Origin of the sequence: Streptomyces sp. NBC_01750 (assembly GCF_035918095.1) — a bacterium.
Classification (GTDB): domain Bacteria; phylum Actinomycetota; class Actinomycetes; order Streptomycetales; family Streptomycetaceae; genus Streptomyces.
Genome location: NZ_CP109137.1, coordinates 8,260,169 through 8,285,727, shown reverse-complemented (window position 1 = coordinate 8,285,727; position 25,559 = coordinate 8,260,169). Strand labels below are relative to the sequence as shown.

The window sequence follows — 25,559 nt, the reverse complement described above, 5'->3', positions numbered from 1 at the left end:
ACCCGTCGGGAGCGCTTCTGTGGTCTCAGACAACGGTGCTCGCCTCCAGCGATGCGTTCGTGATGTCCAGCCGCCGGTAGAGGTAGTACGCGGCACACGCGCCCTCACTGGAGACCATGGTGGCACCGAGCGGCGTCCGGGGCGTGCACAGCGTGCCGAAGGCCTCGCACTCATGAGGCTTCAGCAGGCCCTGCAGAACCTCGCCGCTGCGGCACTCCGCCGGTTCCCTGGTCTGGATGCCGGTGACCGAGAAGCGGTACTCGGCGTCGTAGTCCCGGTACCGCGAGGACAGCCGCCAGCCGCTGCCGGGGATCGTTCCGATACCGCGCCAGGCGCGGTCGGTGACCTCAAAGACATCCGCCAGCATGGCCTGGGCGGCGGGGTTTCCCTCGGGGCGGACCGCACGCGGGTAGGCGTTGTCGACGGTGTGCTCACCGCGTTCCAGCTGCAGTACGGTCCTGCGCACCCCCTCAAGGATGTCCAGCGGTTCGAATCCGGTCACGACGATCGGGACACGGAACCGCTCTGCCAGCTCCGGATACTCGGCGACGCCCATCACACTGCACACATGCCCGGCCGCGAGGAAGGCCTGAACCCGGCAGCGCGGGGACTGCATGATCGCCTCGATCGCCGGGGGCACCCTGACATGGGACACCAGCAAGCTGAAGTTCTGGATGCCGAGCTTGCGCGCCTGATACACCGTCATGGCGTTGGGCGGCGCGGTCGTCTCGAATCCGATACCGAAGAACACCACTTCGCGGTCCGGGTTCTGCTGAGCGATCCTCAGGGCATCGAGCGGCGAGTAGACGACCCGTACATCGCCGCCTTCGCTGCGGACCTGGAACAGGTCACGGCCGGTGCCGGGCACGCGGAGCATGTCACCGAAGGAGCAGAAGATCACCTCGGGGCGGGAGGCGATCTCCAGAGCTTTGTCGATGACTTCAAGGGGGGTGACACATACGGGACAGCCGGGTCCGTGGATCAATTCCACCTGCTCAGGGAGCAACTGGTCGATGCCGTGCCGGATGATCGTGTGCGTCTGCCCCCCGCAGACCTCCATCAGTGCCCACGGCCTGGTCACGGTGGAGTGGATGTCATCGAGCAGGCGACGCGCCAGATCCGGGTCCTGGAACTCGTCGATGTACTTCACTTCTGTGCCTCCTGGGGTGTGTCGATGCCGGCGGCGGGCAACGGGGACCCGCCGGCTTCCGCCGCCAACTCCCACGGATCGCCGAACTCCTCCTGAAGCATCCCGAGCGTGGCGAAGAGCTCGAGCGTCTGCTTGGCCGACGCCTCGTCCAGGCGCTGCAGGGCGAACCCCACATGAACGATGGCGTACTCGCCGACCTGGAGGTCCGGCAGATACTCCAGGCACACCTCCTTGACGACGCCGCCGAAATCAACGCTGGCCATACGGGTGCCGTCGCGTTCCTCGATGTCCAGTACTCTCCCGGGTACCGCCAGGCACATGCGCTTCTCCTCGCTGTGGATGTTCCGTAGCCCGGTCTTCCCGGGGCACGTCGTCAGTGGCCGCCTCCGCGCAGGGCCACGGCGGCATGTGCGGCCACCATCAGTTGACCGAGCGCAAGTCCCCCGTCGTTCGGCGGGACTTGGCGGTGGCGCAGGACGGTGAAACCGTCCTCGCGAAGCGACCGTGCGCACGCAGAGGAGAGCAGAACATTGGCGAACACACCGCCGGTCAGGGTCACGGTGTCCAGTCCGTGTTCCTCTCGCGCCAAGACGCAGATCCTGTGCACGAGATCGGCGACGGCCCGGTGGAACCGCGCGGCGACGAGGGCCACGGATGTGCCTGCCCGTACGTCGTCGACGACGGCTGCCAGGACGGGCGCGGGGTCGGCGGTCGCCGCAGCCCGGCCATCGCCCCGTGGCCGCACTGCGAACGCGTAGCCGGCCACGTCCCCGGCCGCGGCCGTCAGGGCGGCCGCCTCCAGCTCGATGGCTGCCTGGGCTTCATATCCGGACTGATGGCAGACGCCCACGAGCGAGGACACGGAATCGAACAGCCGCCCCATGCTGGACGTGGGCACGCAGTTCAGATCGCGCTCCAACTGGTGCTCCAGCACACGGAGTTCGTCGGGAGGGCAGGCGGCAGTGCAGGGAAGGTCCTCGGACCAGGCGATGCCGGCTGCGCGCAGATGCGCAAGTGCCATTCGGTACGGCCGGCGCACCGCGGCGTCCCCGCCCGGCTGGGAGACGTAAGCGAGGTGTCCGAGGCGGCTGAACCCCTCGTAGTCCGCCAGCAGGAACTCCCCGCCCCACACCGCCCCGTCGTCACCGTAGCCAGTGCCGTCGAACGCGACCCCGATCACGGGGCGGCTCCCGTCGAGTCCGTGCTCCGCCATCGCGGCGGCTACGTGGGCGTGATGGTGCTGGACCCGCACGACCGGCCGGCCCGTCGCGTGCCGGGTGGCCCACTGCCCGGAGCGGTAACCGGGATGCCGGTCGGCCGCCAGCAGCCCGGGGTTCACCCCTGCGATCGACTCCAGTTGGGTTTCGGCGCGCTCGAACGCCTGCTGTGTGGCGAGGTCGTCCATGTCCCCGATGTGCGCCGACAGCCAGGCCCTGCGCCCTTCCGCGAGACAGAACGCGTTCTTGAGGTCGCCCCCGACGGCGAGGGCCGCCGGCACGGAGACGGGCAGTACGACCGGCAGCGGGGCATAGCCACGGGCGCGGCGGAGCGTCAGCAGCTCCCCGTCGCACACACGCACCACCGAGTCGTCGCACGGAACATGGATCCCGCGATCGTGCGTGAGCCAGGCGTCGGCCAGGTGCGCCAACCGGGTCAGTGCGTCGGTGTCCGCGGTGACGATCGGCTCCCCCGCCACATTCCCGCTGGTCATCACGAGCAGGCGTGGCCCGTCGGCATCACCGGGCAGGCCGAGAAGCAGATGGTGCAGAGGTGTGTAGGCAAGCATCACGCCGAGATCGGGACTGCCAGGGGCAACCTCCTCCGAGGGCCTCGGCAGTCCGGGCGGCACAGCGTCGTTCCGGCGGCGCAGCAGGACGATGGGGCTGACCCCGCCCGTCAGAAGGCTCCGCTCCTCGGGGCCCAGGTGCACCAGGTGCTCGATGTCGGCGAGGCTCCTGGCCATGAGGGCGAACGGCTTGTTCCCGCGGGCCTTGCGGCGGCGCAACGTGGCCACGGCCCGGGAGTTGGAGGCATCGCAGGCGAGGTGGTAGCCGCCGACGCCCTTCACGGCGAGGATCGCGCCGTGGGACAGCAGCCTGCGGGCCCCGGCGACGGCGTCCCTGGCGGATACGGGCTGAGGCGAGCCCGCCGTATCCGTGTTCGCCACGAGCAGGCGCAGGCGGGGGCCGCAGGCGTGGCAAGCGATCGGCTGCGCGTGAAAGCGGCGGTCGGCCGGATCGACGTACTCCCGGGCGCAGTCGGCGCACATCGGGAAGTCAGCCATCGTCGTGTGGTCCCGGTCGTACGGAAGGCCGCGGACGATCGTGAAGCGGGGGCCGCAATGAGTGCAGGTGATGAAGGGGTGTCGGTGACGCCGGTCGGCCGGGTCGGCCAGTTCGGAGAGACAGGCGGCGCAGGTCGCCATGTCCGGCGAGACCAGGGTGCGCGCGGGCCCGCCCGTCGTGGAGGCGGCGATGGTGAACCCGTCACCCCCGGTGGTGGGGACCTCCTGATGGTCCACGGACTCCACATGCGCGAGAGGCGGCGCGTCCGCGGAGATGCGGTCGCAGAACAGGACGAGGTCAGCGGGCGGCCCTTCGACTTCCGCGACAACGCCCTCACCGGTGTTGGTCACATGGCCGACCAGGTCGAGCCCGGTGGCGAGTGTGTACAGGAACGGCCGGAACCCGACGCCCTGAACCACGCCCCGGACGGTGACCCGCCTGCGCTGCACCGCCTCCTCGGCGACTGCGGCGGCCGGCCGCGAACCACTCACGAGCCGGACTGCGCCATGGCGCCTGAGGCCGCCGTATGGGTATGCGTGCCGTGTTCGTGGTCATGGAGATGCTCCTGACGGGCCATCACAGGCGCATGGACCGGCCCGCCGTCGGCCACCGCCGTCACCCGGTCCAGCAGGGCGCCGACGCCGACGCCCCGCCGCGCGGACGTCAGCAGCACTTCCACCCCCGGATTGACCTGCGCGACATTCGCCAGGAACGCCGCCTCGTCGAACTCGACCGCCTCCGCGATATCGGTCTTGGTCACCACCACCAGGTGCGCCAGACCGAAGGCGGTGGGGTACTTCAGCGGCTTGTCCTCCCCCTCCGTGACGGACGCGAGCACGACCCGCAAGGACTCACCAAGGTCGTACGAAGCCGGACAGACCAGGTTGCCGACGTTCTCCACGAACAGCAGCCGGGTGTCATCGGGAAGCCATCCCTCCAGGTGCCGGCCCAGCATCCCGGCCTCCAGGTGGCACAGACCGTCGGTCAGTACCTGCTTGACCGGGACTCCCGAACGGGCCAGGCGCACGGCGTCGTTCTCGGTGGCGAGGTCGGCGGTCAGGGCCGCGACACGTACTCTCCGCTGCCGCGCCAGCAGCAGTTCGCCCTCCAGCAGAGCGGTCTTCCCACTGCCGGGGCTGGACAGCAGATTGACGACCGTGGTGCCGCGCGCGGAGAGTTCGGCGCGCAGCGTGTGCGCGGTCGCGTCGTTCTTGGCGAGGACCGCCTGTTGCAGATCGACCACTCGGCACATGCTTCAGCACTCCTCGGAAATGGGTTCACGGGTGCGTTCGTGCTCCTGGCCGTCCTCCCAGTGCACGCTGACGATCTGCAGTTCGCGTCCCGAGAGCAGCTCGGCGGTCGCCGCTCCGCACACAGGACAGCACAGCTGCGGCGGCATACCGACCGCCCATTCGTCCGCGCACGGCCCGCAGCGGGCACGGCCGGGCACGGACTCCGCGATCAGCTCGGCACCTTCCAGAACGGTCCCGGCACAGGCCAGTTCGAAGCAGAAGGAGAGGGCGTCGGGGACCACTCCGGCCAGCTCGCCGACCTGGAGCCGTACGGACGTCACCGCGGTGACGCCGCCTGCCTCGGCCGCCGCCTGCTCCACCTGGCCGACGACAGCCAACGCGATGGACATCTCGTGCATCGCTCTCCGTCCTGGCACAGACCGACCGCCGTCGAACGCTCTGCGGCCCGTTCGGCTCCATTAGAGGCCGGGGCCCTGCGGCCGGGGGCCCGGCACGCCGACGCCACCCAGCCGCATACACCGTTCGGGGCAGTGGCGGACGTGGTCGCTCCCGCTCGTGCGGACCATCCCCTGGCGAGCGGGGATGGGTCCGGGAGGCGACTCGACCCACCTCCATGGCCTGGGCATGGTGTTCTTGGGTGGCGCGCCGCGCTTGACACCGGCGCGGCGGCGCGACGAGGCGCAGCTGATACGGCCGGGCGGCTGACTTGGCAGGGGCCGGACCGGATTCTCCGTACCGATCGGGGCAGGTTCCGTTTGTGGTCATTCCTGTTCATGACTCGAATCCGGTCCGGCGCACGCCCTGGGTCACCTACGCGCTGATCGTGGCCAACGTGGTGGTGTTCCTGCGCACGCCAGTGGCCGTGTCCTCGATCGCGGGCGACAGCGGCCTCGCGCAGCTGTGCCATCTGCAGGCTTTCCTCGAACAGTGGGGCGCTGTCCCTCGGGAGCTGATCCACAACCAGGTGCCGAACCTGGTCCCGACCGGCACCCCAGCGGTGGGCCCCCAGGGGCCGGGTTGCCTGCTCGGACCGCCCCATTACGACAAGGCGCCTGCGCTGTCCGTGCTGACCTCGATGTTCCTGCACGGCAGCTGGCTGCACCTGCTGGGCAACATGCTCTTCTTGTGGATCTTCGGCGACAACATCGAGGACCGGTTGGGCCGGGTGCGGTACCTGCTGTTCTACCTGCTCTGCGGGTACCTGGCCGGGTACGGCTTCGCGCTGGCCAACCCCGATTCCACCGAACCGCTGATCGGGGCGTCCGGGGCAATCGCCGGTGTGCTGGGCGCCTACCTGGTGCTGTACCCGCGGGCTCGGGTGTGGGGCCTGGTGCCCTTTCTTTTCTTCTTCCCTCTGCGACTCCCGGCCTGGGCTGTGCTTGGACTGTGGTTCGTCCTGCAGGCGTTCTACTCGGCCGACTACGGCGTCGCGGAGGCCGGCACCGTTGCCTACCTCGCCCATGTGTTCGGATTCGTGGCCGGGGCGTTGCTGGCGCTTCCGCTACGGGCCAATACCCCGCCCCCTCCCGAACCGCAGCGGCTGCACAACAGGCCGCAGGTACCGCCGCGTTGGTGAGCTCATTGCTGGTCCCGGCGTCGGGGGCGCCACGGGGCGTCGACCACCCGGAGTGCCGAGGTCGGCCCTGTCATCCACTTCCACGTCCACCTCTCACCTGCCGCACCGCGCCCAAGAGGACGTTCAGTCCCAGGAAGTGAATGCAGTTGACTCGGAGTCAGCCGTGGCTGTCGGCTCGGACGCCGAAGCGTGGCGCCCGCGCGACCAGCTACAACCTCCAACGGAGTTGCGTGCGCCACGTTTCAACCGCCGTTTGAACACTGATTCGCTCAAGCCCGTTGACCTCGGTAACCGGTGAAACACCTGCAGACCGGTGAGTGAGTGAGGTTCGCACATGCCAAGGATGCTCCGGAAAGTCACCGAGCGCCGCCTTCCGGCGGCCGGCTGCTGCCCAGCCTGGTCGGCCGGCCACGGCTCCTTCCAGCGACTCACGCACTGAGGGACGAGATCATGGACTACTGCCTCCCCTGCCGCCGCGTCCTCAACGGCGCCGTGACGTGCCCGGAATGCGGCGCATACGACTCCGCCACAGCACCGCCGATCGATCGGAGCGGCGGTGGTGCTCCGACAGTCGACACGGTGTTGCCGGAGATCCTGTTCAGCGAGGGACCGAGCTCCTTCGAGTCCCCCGAGCCTCTCCGGTCCCCCGCTCCCGCAGCCGATGCGCCCGCAGCCCGGCGCCGCCATCCGCAGCGATTGAAGAAGTACGGCGGCCGGACTCTTGCCGCGGCAGCCCTCACCATGCTCGGCGGCCTGGCCGCCGTATCGCTGCTGCCCGAGCACTCCGCCGGTGCCCCAGGAGCAGCGGCGAGCCCGGAACGGGTATCCCCCGACGAACCCGAGGCCCACGTCACCAAGTCACCGAAAGCCACGCCGGAACGGCGGGCCACGCACCCGGCCCGAGGGAGCGTCCGGGACCGGAGCAGTGGTACGACTCGGCGCCCCAGCCCGACGGCCACTCACCGGGAATCAGCTGCTTCCCCAGCTCCCACAGCCACCACCAGTCCGCCCGTGAGGGCCAGGCCGACCCCCCGCCCCTCCCATGGCCGCCCCAGCCACTCGGCGTCGCCGACGCCGACGACGCCGACTCCTTCCGCAAGTCCTACCGGCAGTGTGAGCACCTCACCCACGGGTAGTCCTGCGCCGAGCACCACTGGTGGCCCAGTGACCGATACCCAGAGGGAACTGACGGAGCTGTTGCTGCCGGAGCGACACCGAAGCGGCACGATCACCGGCAGGTGACCGAAGGTTCGGGTTCGCCATGCCGATGGTGGTCGTCGGCAACCTGGGTGCCGCTCGCCACGGCGGAGTAGCCGTCCAGCGCGTCCGTTTCGACGGCTGCCCGATGGCGCGCGCGAATCGCGCCGGCCGAGAGGCTGATGTCCAGGACAGGGCGTCGTTCGACAGGTCACCGGTCTCCGCCCCGGCGCAGACCGACGGCCGTCGAAGCCTCTGGGCGCGCTGAGTGGCGCCCGCCCGTGCCCGCCGAGCGCTGGAACCGTTCGACACCCCTACCGGCGGCCGGGACCCGGCGGCAGGGACCCAGCACGCCACCGCCACCCGGACGCGTACGCCGCGCGGGCAGCGGTGGATGCCTGCCGGTCTCGGGGTGCATGTCGCCACAGGACAGCCAGGCGCGGAGAGGCGACCCCGATTACTACCTAAACGGACAGAATCCACCCATAGAGGGCGCTAATGCATTTATAGCGCGAATGTGGAGACTAAATGCGCATCTTCGAGGACAACTCCGCCCACGCATGTCCGGAATGAGCATTTACTCGGTATTGCTCTCGACGTCCATATTGCAGGAAAACATGCGACTTGTCGTGCATTTTCGCGGCGGTGCAGGGCCGACCATCCCCCATCGAATCCCGTGATATGGGTCACGTCCTCGACAGTGCGCGAAGGGCGCCGATCCGGCCCAGTCCCTTTCCGTAGAAGAGAGTTGAGTTTCCCGTCCTCGGTGGATCGCGTGATTTTCCGCGGCTGATTCCGCCGCGCGGATTGCAGTGGTGAATTCAGGGCTTGTTCCATCCGGCGCTTTTCGCTTACGGTCACCGCAATCCGGACGGAACGCCGAATCCTGCCGCCGTCCGGCAAACCACCCACTCACTTACGGCAGGAGCGGGGGACCCAGGTAAGCCGCCGATCCGGAATCCGGAACGGCTCGGGGTCAAGTCGCATTCCTACCGCGGCCGGGCATCTCCAGCCCGAACCCGACAGCTCACCTCGCAGGCGACGGAGAGGAACTCATCATGCCCGCAAAGGGTAAGCACCGTCGTCCCAAGTCCAGCCCGATCACCCGGGGTTTCGTCGCCGCGGGTGCGGGCGGTGCCGCACTCGTCCTGCCGGTGATCGGCGCGACCACTGCCGGCGCGGCCCAGCCGACGGCACATCCCGTCACAGCCGCAAAGGCTGTGGCGCCGGCTGCCGCGGGCACCACGCACATCGCCGCGAAGAAGGCCCTGCCCACCACCTATTCCGTCGTCAAGGGTGACTCCCTTGCCAAGATCGCACGGGCGCACTCCCTGAGCGGCGGCTGGATGCAGCTGTACAAGGACAACCGGAGGGCAATCGGCAGCAACCCTTCGCTGATTCACTCGGGTCTCCAGCTGTCGGTCGGCAAGAAGGCCAAAGTGACCCCCAACACGTCTTCCCCTGAGGATCGGGCCAGCCGCTCCGCGCAGAGGAGCACGCTGGCCACCAAGGGCGCCACCACCGCCGCAAAGCCCGCGACCTATTCGAATAACCTCGACGGCTGGATCCGGGAGTCACTCGCCGTCATGGCCAAGCACGGCATCCCCGGCTCGTACGACGGCATCCACCGGAACATCATGCGCGAGTCCTCGGGCAACCCGCGGGCCATCAACAACTGGGACTCCAACGCCGTGGCGGGAACGCCGTCCAAGGGGCTCCTGCAGGTCATCGCGCCGACGTTCCTCGCGTACCACGTGCCCGGCACGTCGATGGACAGCTACGACCCGGTCGCCAACATCACCGCCGCGTGCAACTACGCCGCCGACAAGTACGGCTCCATCGACAATGTGAACGGCGCCTACTGAGGCCTGTCACCACCGTCGCGTCACATCTTGCGGATGCGCAGATAGCGCATGAGGTCGGGCAGGAGCTGCTTGACGACGGCAGCCACAGCCGTCGCGGCAGTCGCGGCGGCCACGCTGCCAATGATCGTCTTCTTCATGTTCTTCTCCTCACTTCGCAACCTCGCCGACCGCAGCCGGTGGCGCGGACGATTCGTGCCTGCCGTCCCGTACCAGGCCCATGATCAGCCGTACGGCCTCCGGCACGGCGGCGGCAACGGGCGGACTGAGACCGATGCCTTCCTCCACACCGGCGGGTTCACATCCCACTACCAGGGTGCGCCGCGGTGGCCGAGTGCCGGTGCCGGCGCAGAGGGTCCCCAGGAGCGCCAGGACCGCGTCGGGGGACATCCGGTGGCCGTCCAGCAGGGCGGTCTCGGGCTCGATGTCGCCCGCGCTGTCGGCTTCGATCAGATACACCGTGCCGGGCTCGCCGCCGCGCGCCGTGGCATCGACCAGGACGAGGGTGTCGTAGCCCTCGAGGAGCTCGTACGCCAGGTGTACGCCCCGTACGCCGAAGTCCACGACCTCGGCGTACTCGGGCAGCTGTTCCGCGGCCAGCCTGCGCACGGTCTCGATGCCGAAGCCGTCGTCGCCGAGGAAGATGTTTCCGACCCCGGCGACCAGAATCCGGTCGCTGGTCCGGTCGGGGCGGCTCATGCGTCCTCCAGGGGGGCGACCTCGTCGGGCTGGAAGTACAGGAAGCGGCCCTGCTCGCGGCGGATGTCGGCTCCTGGATCACCCTCGACGGTCACTGCCAGGTGCACTGCCCCGTCCACGTCGTGCAGCACCGCCTCGACTCTGGCGCTGCGGCCGTGCAGGAACAGGTCCTGTGCGTCACTGCGCCGCAGGCCCGGGCGCAGCAGCACGCGGCTGCCCGCGCCCAGCGACCGGCCGTCGACCAGGATCCGGTCGCGTGCCGGGTCGAAGCCGGAGTCGCTCGCCGGGTCCCACCACGGGGTGTCCGGGGCCTGCACGCCGTGTTCGTCGGCAAAGCCGCGAGGGGCGGCCGCCGGGGGTGCGTCCGGCGCTTCGGGGCCGGTCACCTCCCGCAGTGCGCGCACAGCACCGTGCAGGCGTTCAAGGACCTCAGGGGGCATCGAGTCGGCCAGTTCGATCACCGCGGCGGCCCGCTCGTCGGTGCCACGGGCCTCGCGCTTCTCCTCGTCGGTGAGGGCTGCGGTGCGCAGCGCGAGGATCTCGTCGATCTCTGTCGCATCGTAGAGCGCCCCTGGGCTCTCCGGGGCGATCGCGGGGTGGTCCTCCAGGATGATCGGGGACGACAGCACCAGATCCGCGCGGCCGGGTTCGCCGGCGAGGACCGGCCAGGTGTGCAGGTTGCGGCAGGACGCGACCGCGCCCTTGGCCCACTCGGGCGGATCCGTCATCGACAGGAACGACCCGGCGCTGAGGCTCATCAGCAGATGCGCGGCCACCAGCGAGCGCGGCAGCGCGGCGTCACGGTCGGCCGTGCCGTCCGGCTGGCTCCAGCAGCTGGTGTTCTCCACGACAGCGGTCAGACGCATCACCCGGTAGGGCCCGCCGAGTTCACGCGCGGACAGCCGCACGGCGCCGCTGATCTCCTCGCAACGGCGAATAAGACGGCCGACCATCCGGCCGGCCGAGTCGAGGACGGGCTCGGACTCCTCCCGGGCAGGACGGGTGAAGGGGACCGTGACACCGTCTCCTGTCAGCTCCTCCACTCCGGCGAGCACCTCGACTCGCTCCTCGACGCCCTCGTCCCAGGGCACCAGGACGCGGTCCTCGAGAGGGAGCTCGGGCACCGTCTCGAAGCCACCGTCCTGCCGGACCTGTTGCACGGTCCGGCGCTGTGCGTGCAGGAAACGCACCTCGACCGCGAGAGTCGCGTCCCCCTTCGGCTCCATCAGACACTCGGTGTGCTGGAAGTCGTGTTCTTCGCACTCGGCGCCCCAGCCGGGCGGCACGAGCACCCCGAACTGCCAGCGCAGCCGGTTCTTGGCCGCCGAGGCACGGTACGGGTAGAGCACGTAGCCCTCGAAAAGCACCGCGTCCGCCACCTGTCGGGCAACGGCGAACCGGGCTTCCGTCGCCGGTGCGAAGGCAGTTGTCGTCAACGTGCCGTCCTTCCGGTTGCGCGTGGCAGCAGTGCTCGGTCCAGGGCGTGGCCCGGTGGGAGGTCCGGCGTACCGGCCTCGGCCAGCAGGGCCCGGACAGCCGCCTCCCAGGAAGGAAGTGCCCGCTGCGAACGGAAGGAGAGCAGCGCGTCCACGGTGTCGCGGGGCAGCCGGATCCAGCCGCAGCCGGGGAAGTGCTGCTCGACCATCTCCTGCCACACCTTTACCGGCATCCGGAAGGCTGCCTCCCGGTCCCACGGCACGGGCTCGACGCGGAAGCCGCCCGCCCCGGTGAATGCCGTTCCGGAGAACAGCATGAGCAGCGGCACCTCGCCCGCCTCGAGGGCGTTGAAGTACCGGGTCGCGGCGACGTCCATGTCGTAGGTGCAAGGCACCGCGAGGTCGGTTTCCGTCTCTCCCGTGAAGCTGGGAACCATGTGCGAGACCTGGGCGAACTGAACCGGCTGAAGCGTGCTGCCCCAGCGCGAGCGCTCTCCGAAGAGGTCGGCCAGCCCTTCGGCCTCCGTGGGCTCGTAGCCGCGCCGAGCGGGCTCGATGCGGATCTGGCAGCGCAGGGCCAGGGCGTGCACGCGGGCGTTTTCGGACGCCGTGATGCGCAGCCTGAAGACGAGTGTCGGACCGGCGGCGTACTGGTCGGCCCGTACGTCCGTACATGTGAAGGCGAACTGTGTCATGTCTGGTTCACCTCATGAACCGGCCGGGCGCGGCCGCCCACATGCTCGAAGAACGCCTCCAGATCGGCCCGCGCCTCGGCTCCGCCGTCAAAGCCCTGCCACAACAGGCGCATGCGGCCCACCAGTTCGTAACAGATATCAATCGGGACGAGGTAGCACTCGGCCCGGCCCTGCGTTCGGCGCAGCAGGAGCGCCTCCACGTCAGGTTCCAGCAGCGCGGCCAGCCGACTGCCGCCCAGCACGGTCTGCCATGCCGACGGCTCGAGTTCGCTCTCGGTCGCGCCGGCCGGACTCGGGTACAGCGCGACCAAGCGGTCGAGCGCCGCGTTGCGGAAGAAGAAGGCGACGCCGACCGGGATCTGCAGAATTTCCCACGCGTTGTCGTCGAGGCTGTGGTCCGGGTCGGCCAGATAGCGGTCCGGCACCGCCCGGAAGCGGCCACCCGCGGCGCCGGGCCGCTCGAACAGGAGGGCACACGAGACGCAGGCGCACGCGAGTGCGCGTTCGTCCGTGTCCACCAGGTGGCGGTGGCGGTCGTCGGCCACCGCCACTCCGCACAGTTCGCACCGCTCCTTCCGGGGTGGACGCTCGGTCAGAAAACGGCGCAGGCCGCGCAGTTCACCTGTCGGCGCGGAAGGCTGCGACCGGAGCTGAGGCGCGCTCACCGCGTCTTCGCCGCGGCCGGTCCGGGCGCCGTGCGGGACGGGGGAGCCGTCCCGATCTGGAGCAGCGCCGGCCCCCTGGAGGCCGCGCCTGCCTCCACTTCCACTGCGGCCACCTCAGGGGCGAAGCAGGCGAGAGCGTCCTCGACTGCCTGCTGTGACGCCGCGGCGGTGCCGGCGCAGCCGCAGCCCGCACCGCCGGCAGACCGCAGGCGCAGCGTCGCGGAGGAATCGTCGAAGCCCGCCACCTCCCAGGAATGGTCACCGGCCGCGTCCAGAGCACGATCGATGCGTGTGGCGGTGTCCTCGGGGTGCAGATCGTGCAGGACCAGCAGGCTCGAGACCAGTTCATCCGCCAGCAGGCCGGCCAGGGGGCTGCCCGGGACCTTGCCGGCGGCGGGGGCATCGAGCAGCCGGACGATCCGGGCCAGACCGGCCCCGTAGAAGTCCATCAGGACCCGGACCAGTTCCTCGGCCCCGGCACGCGCCGATTCTTCTCCGGTGGCGTCCAGTCGGTCGAGGACTTCTTCCACCCGCCGTCCTGCCTGCTCCGCGTTCATGACCCGGGTGGCAGCAGCGGCCGGCGAGCCAACGGTGTGGGCTGCCGCGCTCATCCGGCAAGGCCGCTCAGGCCGGTGGGTACGTGCATCGACTTCACGGTCTTTCCGCCGCCGACGTACATGTGAACGCCGCAGGGCAGGCAGGGGTCGAAGCTGCGCACCGTGCGCATGATGTCGATGCCCTTGAAGTTCTCCGGGGAGTTCTCCTCGAAGATCGGCGTGTTCTGCACGGCGTCCTCGTACGGGCCGGGCGTGCCGTAGGAGTCGCGCGTGCTGGCGTTCCATGGAGTCGGCGGGTACGGGTGGTAGTTGGCGATCTTCCCGTCCCGGATGACCATGTGGTGGGAGAGGACACCGCGTACGGCCTCGGTGAAGCCGCAGCCGATGGACTGGTCCGGCACCTCGAACTTCTCCCAGGTCTGGGTGCGGCCGGCACGCACTTCGTTAAGCCCCTTCTCGGCGCAGTGCAGGGCGATGGCCGCGGCGTAGGCCTGGAAGTAGGTGCGGGCACGGTTTCGTTCCAGCGCGTTGCTCCAGCGCGGGATCTTCCACTCGAAGGTGGTCTCGGGCTTGGTCATCGTGCGCGGCAGGTTGATGACGACGCTATTGCCGGTGGCCTTGACATAGCCGACGTCGACGAGCCCGGACAGCGCCGTGGACCACAGGCGGGCGATGGGGCCACCGCCGGTGTCCAGCGGCAGGTAGTCCTTGCCGTCGAACCAGCGGGGGGACATCACCCAGCTGTACTTGTCGTTGAAGTCCCGCTTCTGAGGGGCCGGGATGGTGTGCTGGTTCCACGGGTGGCGCGGGTCGACGGGGTTGCCGAGCGGGTCGTGGGTGACGAACTGCTCCTGGCCCTGCCAGTCGTCGTAGTACGAGCTGCCCAGCAGGATGCGGATGCCGAGGTTGATCTCGGTGAGGTCGTTGGTGACGAGCTTGCCGTCGACGATGACGCCTGGGGTGACGAACATCTTCCGTCCCCAGTCGGTCATATTGGCGTAGGTGAAGTCGCAGTACTCGGGGTCGTTGAGGGCGCCCCAGCAGCCGAGCAGCACCCGTCGGCGGCCGACTTCCTCGTACCCGGGCAGAGCCTCGTAGAAGAAGTCGAACAGGTCGTCGTGCAGGGGGACGACTCGCTTCATGAACTCCACATAGCGCATGAGGCGGCTGAGATAGTCCGTGAAGAGCTGAACGGAGGCAATCGTGCCGACTCCGCCGGGGTAGAGCGTGGAGGGGTGCACATGGCGGCCCTCCATGAGGCAGAACATCTCCCGGGTGTAGCGGCTCACCTGGAGGGCTTCCCGGTAGAACTCGCCTTCGATGGGGTTGAGTGACCGCATGATGTCGGCGATGGTGCGGTAGCCGTGGTCCCCGGCGTGCGGCGCCTCGGTGCGCTCGGCGAGCTCGAGGACGCCGGGGTTGGTCTCGCGGACCATCTTTTCGCAGTAGTCGACCCCGACCAGGTTCTCCTGGAAGATGTTGTGGTCAAACATGTACTCGGCGGACTCGCCGAGGTTGATGATCCACTCAGCGAGGTGCGGAGGCTTCACCCCGTAGGCCATGTTCTGGGTGTACACCGAACACGTGGCGTGGTTGTCGCCGCAGATCCCGCAGATACGGCTGGTGATGAAGTGCGCGTCCCGGGGGTCCTTGCCGCGCATGAAGACGCTGTAGCCACGGAAGACCGACGAGGTGCTGTAGCACTCCGCGACCCGCTTCTGCTTGAAGTCGATCTTTGTGTGGATGCCGAGACTGCCCACAATCCGGGTGATCGGATCCCAGGCCATTTCCACCAGGCCACTGCCGTCGCCGGCCGCCTTCGTCGTCGGTGCCATCGTGAGTGCCGTGCCCTTCTTCAAGCTGGAGGTGGGTCGCGCGGTGAGGCGTAAGCAGGTACTTCGGTTCAGCGGGGGTTCACCAGGGCGGCCGGTAGCCGGTGGTCAGCTTCTGTCCCGTGCGGCGCCACTTCGGCTCCTTGTCCACGGTCCTGGCCGTGATGGTCCGCAGCTTGCGGATCACCGCGCCGTACGCTCCGCTGGCGGTGCTGGACACCTTCGCGCCGGGCGGTTCGTCCATGAACGGCATGAACTTGTCCGGGAACCCCGGCATGGTGCAGGCGATGCAGATGCCTCCGACGTTCGGACAGCCGCCGATTCCGTTCATCCAGCCCCGCTTGGGCACGTTGCACTTGACGACGGGGCCCCAGCAGCCGAGCTTGACGAGGCACTTGGGCGAATCGTAGGTGTCTGCGAACTGTCCCTGTTCGTAGTAGCCCGCGCGGTCGCACCCCTCGTGCACGGTGGCGCCGAACAACCACGTCGGTCGGAGCTTGTCGTCCAGCGGGATCATCGGAGCGGCGCCCGCCGCCTGGTAGAGCAGGTAGGTCAGGGTCTCCGAGAAGTTGTCGGGCTGGATCGGACAGCCGGGCACGCACACGATCGGGATGCCGGCCTTGGACGTCCAGTCCCAGCCCAGGTAGTCCGGCACACCCATCGCACCGGTCGGGTTGCCCGCCATGGCGTGGATCCCGCCGTAGGTGGCACACGTTCCGATCGCGACAACAGCCAGCGCCTTGGGCGCGAGCCGGTCGATCCATTCACTGGTGGTGATCGGCTGGCCGGTCTCGGGGTCGTCGCCGAAGCCGCACCAGTAGCCCTCCGGCTTGATCGTCTCGTTGGGGACGGACCCCTCGATCACCAGGACGAAGGGGTCGATCTCGCCGCGCTCTCCCTTGAAGAACCACTCGATGAACGTGTCCGCACCCCCGACCGGCCCGCATTCGAAGTCGATCAGGGGCCAGTGCACAGCGATCTTGGGCAGGCCGGGCAGCGCGCCGAGCACGATCTCCTCGATGCTCGGCTGCATTGCCGCCGTCAGGGCCACCGAGTCACCGTCGCAGCTGAGCCCGGCGTTGATCCAGAGAATGTGGATCGGGGGAGCCTCGTCGGCGGGTGCGCCGGCGGCGGCCGTGTCCTGAGCGGTCGGCGTTGCTGCGTTCATCAGGGTGCCCCCTCGGGGAGGTATGACATGAAAGTCGGCATTTCGCCCTCAGCCTTCTTGATAACAGGCATCCGATGCTGCGGCCGAATTTCGGGGTCCGATTCAGTGACACGGGCCTCGGACCGGAGCTGATCCGTCACGCGTGCTCCACACACCGGGTGCGCCAGATGCTGCGGCGTTCGCAGCGGCTTCTCCTTGCGGACGAATGCGCGGCGCAGCATGTGGTAGGGGGCGGCCGGATCGGCGAAGGTCCGCCGCATCTGGGCCAGCTCCCCCTCCCGGAAGGCAACGAGCGGCTTGAGAGCCTCCTGTTGGTCCCGTTCGGCCTTCTTCGCAGCGATCCGTGACTGCACCGCGGGCAGCGAAGCGAGGTGTCCGGCAAGCCGGCCGACCTCGGCCGTGAAATCCTGTGGGGCGCACTCGACCAGCCGGTCGATGAGGCCCAGCCGCTGCCCCGCCCTCCCGCTCACCGGCAGAGCCTGGCGCATCAGACACTCGGCCGCCGCCGGACCGACCCGGCGCGGCAGTGTGTACGTCCAGTACTCCGAGCCGTACAGGCCCATCAGCCGGTAGTGCGGATTCAGCACGGTGCCCGATCGGCACCACACCTCGTCCGCTGCCAGCGCGAGCATCACCCCGCCTGCGGCGGCATATCCGCCGACGGCAGCGACCACCAGCCGGTCCGTAGTCGTCAGGACGGCCTCGACCAGGTCGTCGATGGCATTGATGTTGGCCCAGGACTCCGCGCCGGGGTCTTCGGCCGCCTCGATGACGTTGAGGTGGATGCCGTTGGAGAAGACCCGGCTGCCGCCGAGCACCAGCACCGACGTGGGACGCGAGCAGGCCTCTCGATAGGCCGCCAGCAGACGACGGCACTGCGTCGTGCTCATCGCGCCGCCGGAGAACGAGAACGAGAGGAAGCCGACGCTGCGCTCCTCGCGGTAGCCGATATCGGTCCAGGTACGGCGATGCGTGTGAAGACGCGACGGCGCGGGGCTCTCCGGCAAGGAGGGCAGCCTGCCGGCAAGCGCCGTGACGGCGGGCAGCTTGAACGTGGGTGGCTGCCCCGGCCTGCGCCGGACCCGCAACTCGGGAATCCACACGGCGCCGTCCGTCGTCGCCCGGCAGACAGCTCCGGTTCGTGTGGCCAGGAGTTCGCCGGGACGCCCGCACAGCTCGCCCTCGGGATGGCCCCCGTGCAAGTACCACTCGTCGCCCAGCAGTTCGTCGAGCACTCCGGGCTGCGAGTCCGCGGCCCGCAGCTTGCGGACGATCGTCTCGGTGGACTCCGACGCCCAGTCGATCCGCCGGACACTCTGATCGAGATACGGCCGGGCACGGCCGGTTCCCACCCCGCCTTCCACCGTCTGCGCCCGAGGGGAGTACGTCCCTGTGGCGAACCGCTCCACCGCCAGCATCACGGCGGTGACCGCCGCGTCGGACAGCTCGCCGCGGTACAGGTCGCTCTTGGCCACCGGCGGCATCGGGCAGGCGACAGAGGCCCACACGTCACCCGCGTCCATCTCCGCGTTGGCCTGCAGGACAGTCACACCCCACTGGCCGGCATCCCCCTGAATCGCCCAGTCGAGGGACGAAGGCCCGCGGTCCCCGACAGGGCCGGGATGGACGACAAGACACGTATGGGCGGACCACACCTCTCGTGGGATCGCCGTCTTCAGTATCGGAGCGACGACGAGCTGCGGCTGATGACGTCGTACGGCGCCCGCCAAGGACTCGCCGTGCAGGGCGAGTTCCACCGCCACGGTGTGACCGTGATCCCTCAGTTCGGCGTGGAGGCGCTGCGTGAGGCTGTTGAAGGCGGTAGCGACGAGCAGGATGTACACGGCAGGCCCTCCCAGCGGTCAGCGTCTCGGGCAGGTCTCCCCGGCCCCTGTGATCGTTGAGTACGCCGGCCCGGCCGTGGCGACGCCGAGCCACGGGGTCACCCGAAAGCGGACACGGCGACGGCCACCCGGCGGTTCGGCCCCTCTCGGCCTTCCCCCATCCTGTGGCCGGCCGCGTTGGAGTGATGCCGGCACCGGGGCGGCCCGGCAGTCATGGCCTCCGTACCCCGCGCTCCCACACCCGGGTCACGCCGGCCTGCATGTTCTCGCGTGGTCGGGTAGGCACGTCGTATGACTCTTCAACATCCCGCCGACCGAGGTGGCGACAGACGCGCACGCTTCGCCCGGCTGGCGGAGAACGCCTCGAACTTCACCAGCTCGCCCGTCTTTTTCGGAATGTGCCTGGCTCTGGTGGCCCTCGTCATCACTGCCCACGCCCTGAAGCTTTCGGACGAGTGGCTGCTGCTGGCCGGAGAATCGATGACTGCCGTCACCCTGCTGCTTCTGGCCCTGCTCAAGAACTCGGAACGGCGGGCCGAGCACGCGATCCAGCGCAAGCTCGATGCGATCGCTGCCGCGCTGTTGGAGATGCAGGAGAACAACCCCGGCAAGGCGTTCGAGGACCTCAGGAGCGCCATCCGAATGGAAGAGGAGTCCTGAGGGACGGCCGAGGTACGCCTGAGGGACGGCCGGGATACGCCTGCGGACCGGCGACGGCGACGTGAACCTTCCCGACCACGCGCCATCGCGGAGATGCGGCAGGCGTTCCACGCGTCTGTGCCGGCCACCTCACCCGCTCCGGCTGTTGCCCCGGCAGGACCCGCGGCGGTGTCTCACCTCATGGCCGGTGTCAGCCGGCTATGCCGCCGAGGGGACCCGCTTCGGGTGGGGCGGCACGAGCCCGTGCGAGCAGACCACGGTGGCGGCCCCGGACCAGGGACCGGCCCCGCGCGGTCGAGACCCGTGTCGGCTCGATCCTCGTCGAGCTCGGCCCGGCGAGCTCCGACGAGGACCCACTGCCGGGTGCCCATCCCTCCGATACGCAACAGGCACGCTGAAATGTGTGGTCAGGATTCCTCGAAGTAGGCGTCGAGAACTGCGTCGAGTTCCACCACCCACTCCTTGAGAAGACTCCTGGCCGGGGCCTCGACCTCGGCGTTGAACCAACGGCGGGTCGTCAAGTGGACCGTGACCGTGAATCGACGCCCGAGTCGGCCGGACTTGGTCTCGACGGCACCGATTTCGTCCCATCGGAACTCGGCCTCTTCTTCGTCCAGCCGGAACCGGACGCCGTCGCGGTCCGCCCTGACCGAACCGCGGCGGTCACTGACCTCGAAGACCGGGCCGCTCGCCTCCTCCCCCGTATCGCTGACGGCATCCTCCTCGCCGGGGGGCGGTGCATCCTCAGGGACGGTCGTGTCGGACCGTCGCTCCTCGGTCGGCTCCGGGACTGGCTCTTCCGCCTCCTCCACGTCACGCGTCCCGGCAGAGCGGGGGGCCGTGAGGCCAGGGATGTACGCCGGATCTGTCCCCGCGGCGTACTCGAGCGGGATGTCTTTTGGATCTACGCGCTGCTCCACGACGGCAGTATGGTCGACGAACCTGTGCACGACCAGTGAACCCTGAGACGAGGCGCACTGCAGTCTTCGGCCACAGCCGGACCGGCCCACGGCTGGGCGTCAGCTCCCAGCAGCCCCTGAGGTTGGCGGATTTCCTCAACGACGGTTCGCTGCCGACGAGTTGTCCCGGCTCGGGTGAGGGGTGGACGGCTGCCGACAGGCGAGGGGGTTCGAGTTCCGGCGGCTTGGCCGGGTGCCGCAGTCCGGTATGCCCGGTGAATCGAGAAATTGCGGGCCCGGACAGGGCTCGCAGCCCCCGGCCAGAGCTTGCGGACCCCACAGGAACCGCCCCCCGGCACAACAAACCCACTCTCCGGCCATCCTGTCGAGGACTGCGGTGAACCACACGGCAGCGCGCCGCGTATGGAAGGGGGGCTTGGTTCACTCCGGGCCCCTCGGTGTTGCACATGCCGTGATGGGACGACAGAAGGGCTGGCGGATGGCGCACGCACGACGCAGGCTGCAACGCATCGCGCGGCTGGCAGCCGTCGGCGGATTGCTCGGCGGCACCTTCATGATCAGCAACGCTGTGGCAAGTGAACCCCCCAGCCGGCCAGAAGCCGCAGGCGGCACATCACAGGGCAATGAACTCGGTGCCGGTCTCGTCTCCGAGCTCGGCACCTCCCGTACCGCAGGAACCTGGATCGGCTCGGACGGGCGCCCGGTCGTCGCTGTCACCGACACAGGTGCGGCTGCCGAGGTGAAGCGGGCGGGGGCGCATGCCGAGATCGTCCGCCACAGCATGCGGCAACTCCGCTCGGCCACCGACACGTTGAGCCAGGCCCGGCGGGTGCCCGGGACCGCTTGGAGGATGGACTACAAGAGCAACACCGTGGTGGTGCAGGCCGACTCCACCGTCTCCCCGGCCGACTGGCAGCACCTCTCAAAGATCGCCGAGGAGGTCGGCGGCATGGTGAAGATGCAGCGCACTCAGGGCACCTTCACCACAAGGGTCAACGGTGCGGAGCCGATCCTCGACCAAGCGGGGCGCTGCTCCGCCGGATTCAACGTGACCAACGGCTCCGACACGTTCGTCCTCACAGCAGGACACTGCGGACCGGCCGGCAGCACCTGGTTCAGCGGCAACCGCGGTACCCAGCAACTCGGCACCATGACCGCCAGTGACTTCCCAGGCACCGACTACGCCCTCATCCGGTACCAGAACAACCAGGCTCCCGTCGGCCCCAACATCGTGAACATAGGTGACGGCCAAGGAGTGCAGATCACTTCGGCCGCCGACCCCTTCGTCGGCCAGCAAGTCTTCCGCAGCGGCAGCACCACCGGTCTGCGTACCGGCAAAGTCACCGGCCTCAACGCCACCGTCAACTACCCCGAAGGCACCGTCACCGGACTCATCGAAACCACCGTCTGCGCCGAACCCGGTGACAGCGGCGGCCCCCTCATCGCCCAGGGCATCGCCCTCGGCATCACCTCCGGCGGCGACGGCGACTGCCGCAACGGCGGAACCACCTATTTCCAGCCTGCCACCGCAGCCATGGCCGCCCTCGGCGTCCGCCTCACCGGCACCGCGCCCTCGGACAACAACACCGCGGCCGGGGCTCAGCCCAACAACCCCACGCCCCCACCGCCCGACAACACTCAAACCGGCGCCGGCGCCGGGGGCGACACGCCCCTCGTCCCCGGACAGTCGAACGGCTCGAACGGCCCCACCCGGGTCACCAGCATCATCGACACCGAGACTCTCGCACCCGGCATCATCGTCATCGCCATCAGCCTCACGGGTCTCATCGCCACCCGTGCCATCTGGACGGCACAAGACCGCCGCGAATTCCGCATGCACTACAAGCAGAGCTGGAACTGATACCCAGCCCCACGCCCGGCCCGCCCGCTCCGTCAGACGTACTCCGACGCGGCGTCCAGCAGCCAGTCCGCCAGATACCCGGCGAAGGACGAACGGACCAGCAACCAGAACCCGGCCCGGGGCTCGTCCCGTGCGACCAGCACGACCTGTGCGCGGGCCAGCGTGGTCTGGGCGCAGCGTCCGGGGCCGAACGCACGTGGGTGCAGGTCCAGCGGGCAGCCGTGGGCCAGCAGGTCCCGGGCGCGGGGGCCTGTGACAAGCAGGGTGGTGCGCTGGGCGGAGACGTCGGTGACCGCTGCCGGTTCGTCTCCGGCAGCCGCCCTGATCCGGTTCTCCAGGCCCGTCGGGCCGCCGGGCGGCCCGACGACGAGCCATTCGTCGGGGCCCAGCCAGAGGGCTGAGCGGTCACCGGCGTGCACGACGGTGTCCGGTTCGAGGGGGAGTTGGAGACCCAGAGCAAGCCCGACGGCGTCGGCAGCCGCCCCCTTGGGGTCGAGCCGTACATTGACCTGGGCGAGGAAGGGCAGTTCGGCCAGTCGCAGGGCGCCGCCCGAGGCGCGGGTGGCGGCGGCGAAGCGGCCTGCGGCGTGCTCCAGGGGGCTGTGGCGGGTTGCGGTGTCAGCCATCGCGGCGGGCTCCCTCGGGGTCGTAGAGAACGGGGCTCGCGACCGTCACCGGGACCAGACGGTCGCCCACGGGCGCGTACAGCCGCTCACCCATGCGGTCCCGGCCGCCCTTGATCAGGGCGAGCGCGAAGGTGCGGCCGAGTGCCGCGCTGTGGTAGCTGGATGTGACATGGCCGAGCATCGGCACCGGCGGCTCGGGGAGCACGCTGTCGGCGACCAGATGCGTTCCCTCGGGGAGGAAGGTGTCCGGGTCCTCGGGCAACAGGCCGACGAGGTGCTTGCGGTCGCCGCGTGTGGTGTCGGCACGTGCGTGGGACCGCTTGCCGATGAAATCGGGCTTCTTCTTGGACACCACCCAGCTCATGCCGAGGTCCTGCGGGGTGACGGTGCCGTCGGTGTCCTGGCCGATGATGGGATAGCCCTTCTCGGCGCGCAGGACGTGCATGGTCTCGGTGCCGTACGGGGTGATTCCGAACGGGCTCCCTGCCGCGCACAGCGCCTCCCACAATGCGCGGGCGTCCCACGGCGACACGTTGATCTCGTAGGCCAGTTCGCCGGAGAAACTGATCCGGCAGATGCGCGCCGGGATTTCGGCGACGGCCGACTCGCGCCATGCCATGAACGGGAAGCTGTCGTTGTCCACGGCGAGTTCCGGTGCGAGGGCACCCAGTACGTCGCGGGAGCGGGGGCCGACGAGGGCGACTGTGGCCCACTGCTCGGTGACGGAGGTGCAGTGGACGCGTAGTTCGGGCCACTCGGTCTGCAGCCATTCCTCCATCCAGTCCAGGACGGCGGCCGCGTTTCCGGTCGTGGTGGTGACAAGGAAACGGTCCTCGGCGAGGCGGATGACGGTGCCGTCGTCGAAGACCATGCCGTCGAGGCGGCACATGAGGCCATAGCGGATCATGCCGACTTTGAGAGTGCTCATCATGTTGGTGTAGAGCCGGTCGAGAAGGACGGCGGCATCCGGCCCCTGCACGTCGATCTTGCCGAGCGTGGAGGCGTCCATGAAGGCGACACCCTCGCGGGCGGCGCGGCACTCACGCAGCACGGCGGCCAACATGTCCTCGCCGTCCTGGGGGTAGTACCAGGGCCGCTTCCACTGACCGACGTTCTCGAAGAGCGCGCCGTGGTCGACATGCCAGTCGTGCAGGGCGGTCACGCGCACAGGGTCATGCAGCGCGCCACGGTCGCGGCCCGCGAGGGTGGCGAAGGAGACGGGTGTGTACGGGGGGCGAAACGTCGTCGTGCCGAGGGCGGAGATGTCCACGCCCAGGAGCTGGGCGACGGTGCCGCCGGCGAGGACGCCGGAGGTCTTGCCCTGGTCGTTGGCGGTGCCTGCGGTGGTGTAGCGCTTGGTGTGCTCGACCGAGCGCATACCGGCGCCGGTCGCGCGGGCCAGGTCGTCGACGGTGACATCACGCTGAAGGTCGACGAAGCGGTGCGCGCCGGCGGCGCCGGGGACGACGAAAACCTGCATGGCCGGGGACTGCGGTTCGCCGGCCACGACCGGGAGCTCGGGGGCTCGGGCCACGTAGCCCTCGGCCTCGATGGCGCGGGCGCCCGCCGCGGAGCCTTGAGCCAGGACGCCGGGCAGATCGAAGACGCCGGCAACGGAGCCTGCGACCTCGACCGCCTGAGGGCACGAGCCGGGGACGAAGGTGCCGAGCGTGTCGTCGTAGCGCAGCTTTCCGCCCGCCTGGCTGAACAGATGCGCGACGGGGTTCCATCCGCCGGAGACCAGCAGCAGATCGGCGGCGAACTCGCGGTGCCCCGAGGCCTCTCCGTACGGAGCGACGGTCACCGCCGACAGCCGCTGATCGCCCTCGGTGCCGACGACGGCATGCCCGGCCAGCACCTCGATCCCGGCGTCCTGGGCGCGGCGCGCCCACTCCCCCGGTTCGGGGCGGGTGTCGACGACGGCCGCGATGTCCACGCCCGCCACTGCCAGGTCGAGCGCGGCCGCGTAGGCGCTGTCGTTGGTGGTGAGGACGACGGCGCGGCGGCCGGGCAGGACCCCGTACCGGTTGGCGTACGTACGGGCCGAGGCCGCCAGCATGACGCCGGGGCGGTCGTTGTCGGCGAAGGCCAGTGAGCGCTCGTGGGCTCCGGTGGCCAGGACGACGCGGCGGGCGCGGATGCGCCAGACACGCTCACGGGAGACATGCGCGGGGGCTTCGCCGCCGAGGTGGTTGGTGCGGCGCTCGACGGCGAGGACGTGATTGTCGTCGTAGTAGCCGAAGACGGTGGTGCGGCGCAGGAGGCGGGTTTCCGGTGCGGCTTCGAGCAGCGCCGCGATCTCGGCTGCCCAGTCCAGGAGTTGGCCTGTTCCGAGGAGACTGCCGCCCGGCTCGGGCTGGTCGTCGGCGAGGATGACGCGCGCGCCGCTGCGTGCGGCGGCGGACGCGGCCGCGAGTCCGGCCGGTCCCGCACCGACGACGAGCAGGTCGCAGTGGGCGTGGGCGGCGTCGTACCGGGCGGGGTCGGGCTCGGTGGCGAGTCGTCCCTGACCGGGCAGGCTACTCGCGACGAGCCCGTCGTACAACTCCACGGCCGTCGCGGGCAGCATGGGCTCGGGGAACGGCTCCTCGATCTGGACGACCGCGTTGGGCTCCTCGACTCCGGCGGAGAAGATGCCGCGCGGGCGTCCGAGCTTGATGCTGGTTCCGGCCTGGATGATCCCGTTGGCGAGCAGCGCGGAGGCAAGGGTGTCACCGCGGAAGCCTTCGTACGTCGTGCCGTCGAAGGTGAACGTGAGCGGTTCGGCCCGGGCTACGCGACCGCCCGTGGTGCGGCGGAAGGGCTGAGTGCCGGTGCCGATGGTGGGGGCGGGTGTTGACTCCCCCGCCCCGCCCTTTCCCGTAAGTTGGGGCTCCGCCCCTGGACCCCTCCCCCTACGCCCTGGCGGGCGTGGGGGGACCCCCACCTCAAACGCCGGAGGGGCTGGATTGTGCGGGGCAGCCTGTCCGCCGACCCTACCGGCTGAAGGGGAGGCCGCGGGTTCCGGACGCGGCTCGCCCGCTCGGTACACCGCCAGGATCTCGTTCGTCGCCGTATTGCGCACAGCGTTGAACCAGCGACGGCATCCGGCCGCATGGCTCCAGCGCTCCGCGAACGGGCCTCTGGGGTTGTCGCGGAAGAAGACGTAGCGGGCCCACTCCTGGTCGGTCAGGTCGGCAGGAGCCTCGGGATAGGGCACGTGCGCCTGACCGCCGTAGTGGAATTCGGCCTCGTCACGGGGCCCGCACCAGGGGCATGGGATGAGCAGCATCG

Annotated in this window: 23 protein-coding genes and 1 riboswitch; of the genes, 6 read left to right on the top strand and 17 right to left on the bottom strand. The window is 69.4% G+C overall.

Annotation, left to right across the window (positions count from 1 at the left end; translation table 11 throughout):
- Positions 1 to 25: 25 nt before the first annotated feature.
- Genes hypD through OG966_RS37565 form a run of 5 tightly spaced genes read right to left on the bottom strand, consistent with a single transcriptional unit; the run spans position 26 to position 5,086 of the window.
- Positions 26 to 1,150: a hydrogenase formation protein HypD gene (hypD, locus tag OG966_RS37585; protein ID WP_326654576.1), complete on the bottom strand. Its 1,125-nt coding sequence runs from the start codon at positions 1,148 to 1,150 to the stop codon at positions 26 to 28.
- Complete coding sequence (locus OG966_RS37580; protein WP_326654575.1) at positions 1,147 to 1,470, bottom strand: HypC/HybG/HupF family hydrogenase formation chaperone; 324 nt, start codon at positions 1,468 to 1,470, stop codon at positions 1,147 to 1,149. The genes hypD and OG966_RS37580 overlap by 4 nt, the downstream gene beginning before the upstream one ends.
- A 53-nt stretch (positions 1,471 to 1,523) precedes the next feature.
- Positions 1,524 to 3,926 (bottom strand): carbamoyltransferase HypF, encoded by a 2,403-nt coding sequence (gene hypF, locus OG966_RS37575; RefSeq protein ID WP_326654574.1) that lies wholly within the window; start codon positions 3,924 to 3,926, stop codon positions 1,524 to 1,526.
- Positions 3,923 to 4,687, bottom strand: coding sequence for a hydrogenase nickel incorporation protein HypB (gene hypB, locus OG966_RS37570; RefSeq protein ID WP_326654573.1), 765 nt, complete (start codon positions 4,685 to 4,687; stop codon positions 3,923 to 3,925). Before hypB ends, hypF begins: the two co-directional genes overlap by 4 nt.
- Positions 4,688 to 4,690: 3 nt before the next feature.
- Positions 4,691 to 5,086 (bottom strand): hydrogenase maturation nickel metallochaperone HypA/HybF, encoded by a 396-nt coding sequence (locus OG966_RS37565; RefSeq protein WP_326654572.1) that lies wholly within the window; start codon positions 5,084 to 5,086, stop codon positions 4,691 to 4,693.
- Between the two features lie 359 nt (positions 5,087 to 5,445).
- Here OG966_RS37565 and OG966_RS37560 point away from each other — a divergent pair, with 359 nt between their 5' ends.
- The 4 genes from OG966_RS37560 to OG966_RS37550 all read left to right on the top strand — a co-directional run bounded on the left by OG966_RS37560 (position 5,446) and on the right by OG966_RS37550 (position 9,326).
- On the top strand, positions 5,446 to 6,264 hold the full coding sequence (locus tag OG966_RS37560; protein WP_326654571.1) for a rhomboid family intramembrane serine protease: 819 nt from the start codon (positions 5,446 to 5,448) through the stop codon (positions 6,262 to 6,264).
- 450 nt (positions 6,265 to 6,714) lie between these two features.
- Positions 6,715 to 7,506 (top strand): SCO2400 family protein, encoded by a 792-nt coding sequence (locus OG966_RS41040; RefSeq protein WP_442806789.1) that lies wholly within the window; start codon positions 6,715 to 6,717, stop codon positions 7,504 to 7,506.
- A gap of 19 nt (positions 7,507 to 7,525) precedes the next feature.
- Positions 7,526 to 7,729, top strand: coding sequence for a hypothetical protein (locus OG966_RS37555; protein WP_326654570.1), 204 nt, complete (start codon positions 7,526 to 7,528; stop codon positions 7,727 to 7,729).
- Positions 7,730 to 8,356: 627 nt separating this feature from the next.
- A riboswitch (cyclic di-AMP (ydaO/yuaA leader) is annotated at positions 8,357 to 8,517 on the top strand.
- Positions 8,518 to 8,519: 2 nt separating this feature from the next.
- Complete coding sequence (locus OG966_RS37550) at positions 8,520 to 9,326, top strand: transglycosylase SLT domain-containing protein (RefSeq protein ID WP_326654569.1); 807 nt, start codon at positions 8,520 to 8,522, stop codon at positions 9,324 to 9,326.
- Between the two features lie 20 nt (positions 9,327 to 9,346).
- Here the strand turns inward: OG966_RS37550 and OG966_RS41035 are convergent, their stop codons facing one another.
- The 9 genes from OG966_RS41035 to OG966_RS37510 all read right to left on the bottom strand — a co-directional run bounded on the left by OG966_RS41035 (position 9,347) and on the right by OG966_RS37510 (position 18,219).
- Positions 9,347 to 9,463, bottom strand: coding sequence for a DUF6893 family small protein (locus OG966_RS41035; protein WP_406730311.1), 117 nt, complete (start codon positions 9,461 to 9,463; stop codon positions 9,347 to 9,349).
- 10 nt (positions 9,464 to 9,473) lie between these two features.
- Positions 9,474 to 10,022 (bottom strand): hydrogenase maturation protease, encoded by a 549-nt coding sequence (locus OG966_RS37545; RefSeq protein WP_326654568.1) that lies wholly within the window; start codon positions 10,020 to 10,022, stop codon positions 9,474 to 9,476.
- Complete coding sequence (locus OG966_RS37540; protein WP_326654567.1) at positions 10,019 to 11,458, bottom strand: hypothetical protein; 1,440 nt, start codon at positions 11,456 to 11,458, stop codon at positions 10,019 to 10,021. The genes OG966_RS37545 and OG966_RS37540 overlap by 4 nt, the downstream gene beginning before the upstream one ends.
- Positions 11,455 to 12,153 carry a DUF6084 family protein gene (locus tag OG966_RS37535; RefSeq protein WP_326654566.1) on the bottom strand — a complete coding sequence of 233 codons (699 nt, stop codon included), beginning with the start codon at positions 12,151 to 12,153 and terminating at the stop codon, positions 11,455 to 11,457. The genes OG966_RS37540 and OG966_RS37535 overlap by 4 nt, the downstream gene beginning before the upstream one ends.
- On the bottom strand, positions 12,150 to 12,818 hold the full coding sequence (locus tag OG966_RS37530; protein ID WP_326654565.1) for a DUF5947 family protein: 669 nt from the start codon (positions 12,816 to 12,818) through the stop codon (positions 12,150 to 12,152). Before OG966_RS37530 ends, OG966_RS37535 begins: the two co-directional genes overlap by 4 nt.
- Positions 12,815 to 13,429, bottom strand: coding sequence for a hypothetical protein (locus OG966_RS37525; RefSeq protein WP_326654564.1), 615 nt, complete (start codon positions 13,427 to 13,429; stop codon positions 12,815 to 12,817). The genes OG966_RS37530 and OG966_RS37525 overlap by 4 nt, the downstream gene beginning before the upstream one ends.
- Entirely contained in the window at positions 13,426 to 15,210 is a 1,785-nt protein-coding gene (locus tag OG966_RS37520; protein ID WP_326654563.1) for a nickel-dependent hydrogenase large subunit, read from the bottom strand. Before OG966_RS37520 ends, OG966_RS37525 begins: the two co-directional genes overlap by 4 nt.
- Positions 15,211 to 15,289: 79 nt before the next feature.
- Positions 15,290 to 16,375 carry a hydrogenase expression protein HypE gene (locus OG966_RS37515; protein WP_326654562.1) on the bottom strand — a complete coding sequence of 362 codons (1,086 nt, stop codon included), beginning with the start codon at positions 16,373 to 16,375 and terminating at the stop codon, positions 15,290 to 15,292.
- Positions 16,375 to 18,219 carry a hydrogenase maturation protein gene (locus OG966_RS37510; protein WP_326654561.1) on the bottom strand — a complete coding sequence of 615 codons (1,845 nt, stop codon included), beginning with the start codon at positions 18,217 to 18,219 and terminating at the stop codon, positions 16,375 to 16,377. The genes OG966_RS37515 and OG966_RS37510 overlap by 1 nt, the downstream gene beginning before the upstream one ends.
- A gap of 291 nt (positions 18,220 to 18,510) precedes the next feature.
- Between OG966_RS37510 and OG966_RS37505 the strand changes: the two genes are divergently transcribed.
- A complete protein-coding gene (locus tag OG966_RS37505; protein WP_326654560.1) occupies positions 18,511 to 18,879 on the top strand; it encodes a low affinity iron permease family protein in 369 nt (122 codons plus the stop codon).
- Positions 18,880 to 19,286: 407 nt separating this feature from the next.
- Here OG966_RS37505 and OG966_RS37500 read toward each other — a convergent pair whose 3' ends face one another.
- The gene (locus OG966_RS37500; RefSeq protein ID WP_326654559.1) at positions 19,287 to 19,799 is read right to left on the bottom strand and encodes a hypothetical protein; all 513 of its coding nucleotides are present in this window, start codon (positions 19,797 to 19,799) and stop codon (positions 19,287 to 19,289) included.
- A 478-nt stretch (positions 19,800 to 20,277) separates the two neighbouring features.
- On the opposite strand from OG966_RS37500, the gene OG966_RS37495 reads away from it, so the two are divergent.
- Positions 20,278 to 21,660, top strand: a complete 1,383-nt coding sequence (locus OG966_RS37495; RefSeq protein WP_326655528.1) for a S1 family peptidase — start codon at positions 20,278 to 20,280, stop codon at positions 21,658 to 21,660.
- A 32-nt stretch (positions 21,661 to 21,692) separates the two neighbouring features.
- Here the strand turns inward: OG966_RS37495 and OG966_RS37490 are convergent, their stop codons facing one another.
- Together OG966_RS37490 and OG966_RS37485 are read right to left on the bottom strand one after the other, a co-directional pair.
- Positions 21,693 to 22,286, bottom strand: a complete 594-nt coding sequence (locus OG966_RS37490; protein ID WP_326654558.1) for a sarcosine oxidase subunit gamma — start codon at positions 22,284 to 22,286, stop codon at positions 21,693 to 21,695.
- Complete coding sequence (locus OG966_RS37485; protein WP_326654557.1) at positions 22,279 to 25,557, bottom strand: sarcosine oxidase subunit alpha family protein; 3,279 nt, start codon at positions 25,555 to 25,557, stop codon at positions 22,279 to 22,281. The genes OG966_RS37490 and OG966_RS37485 overlap by 8 nt, the downstream gene beginning before the upstream one ends.
- Positions 25,558 to 25,559: the final 2 nt, after the last annotated feature.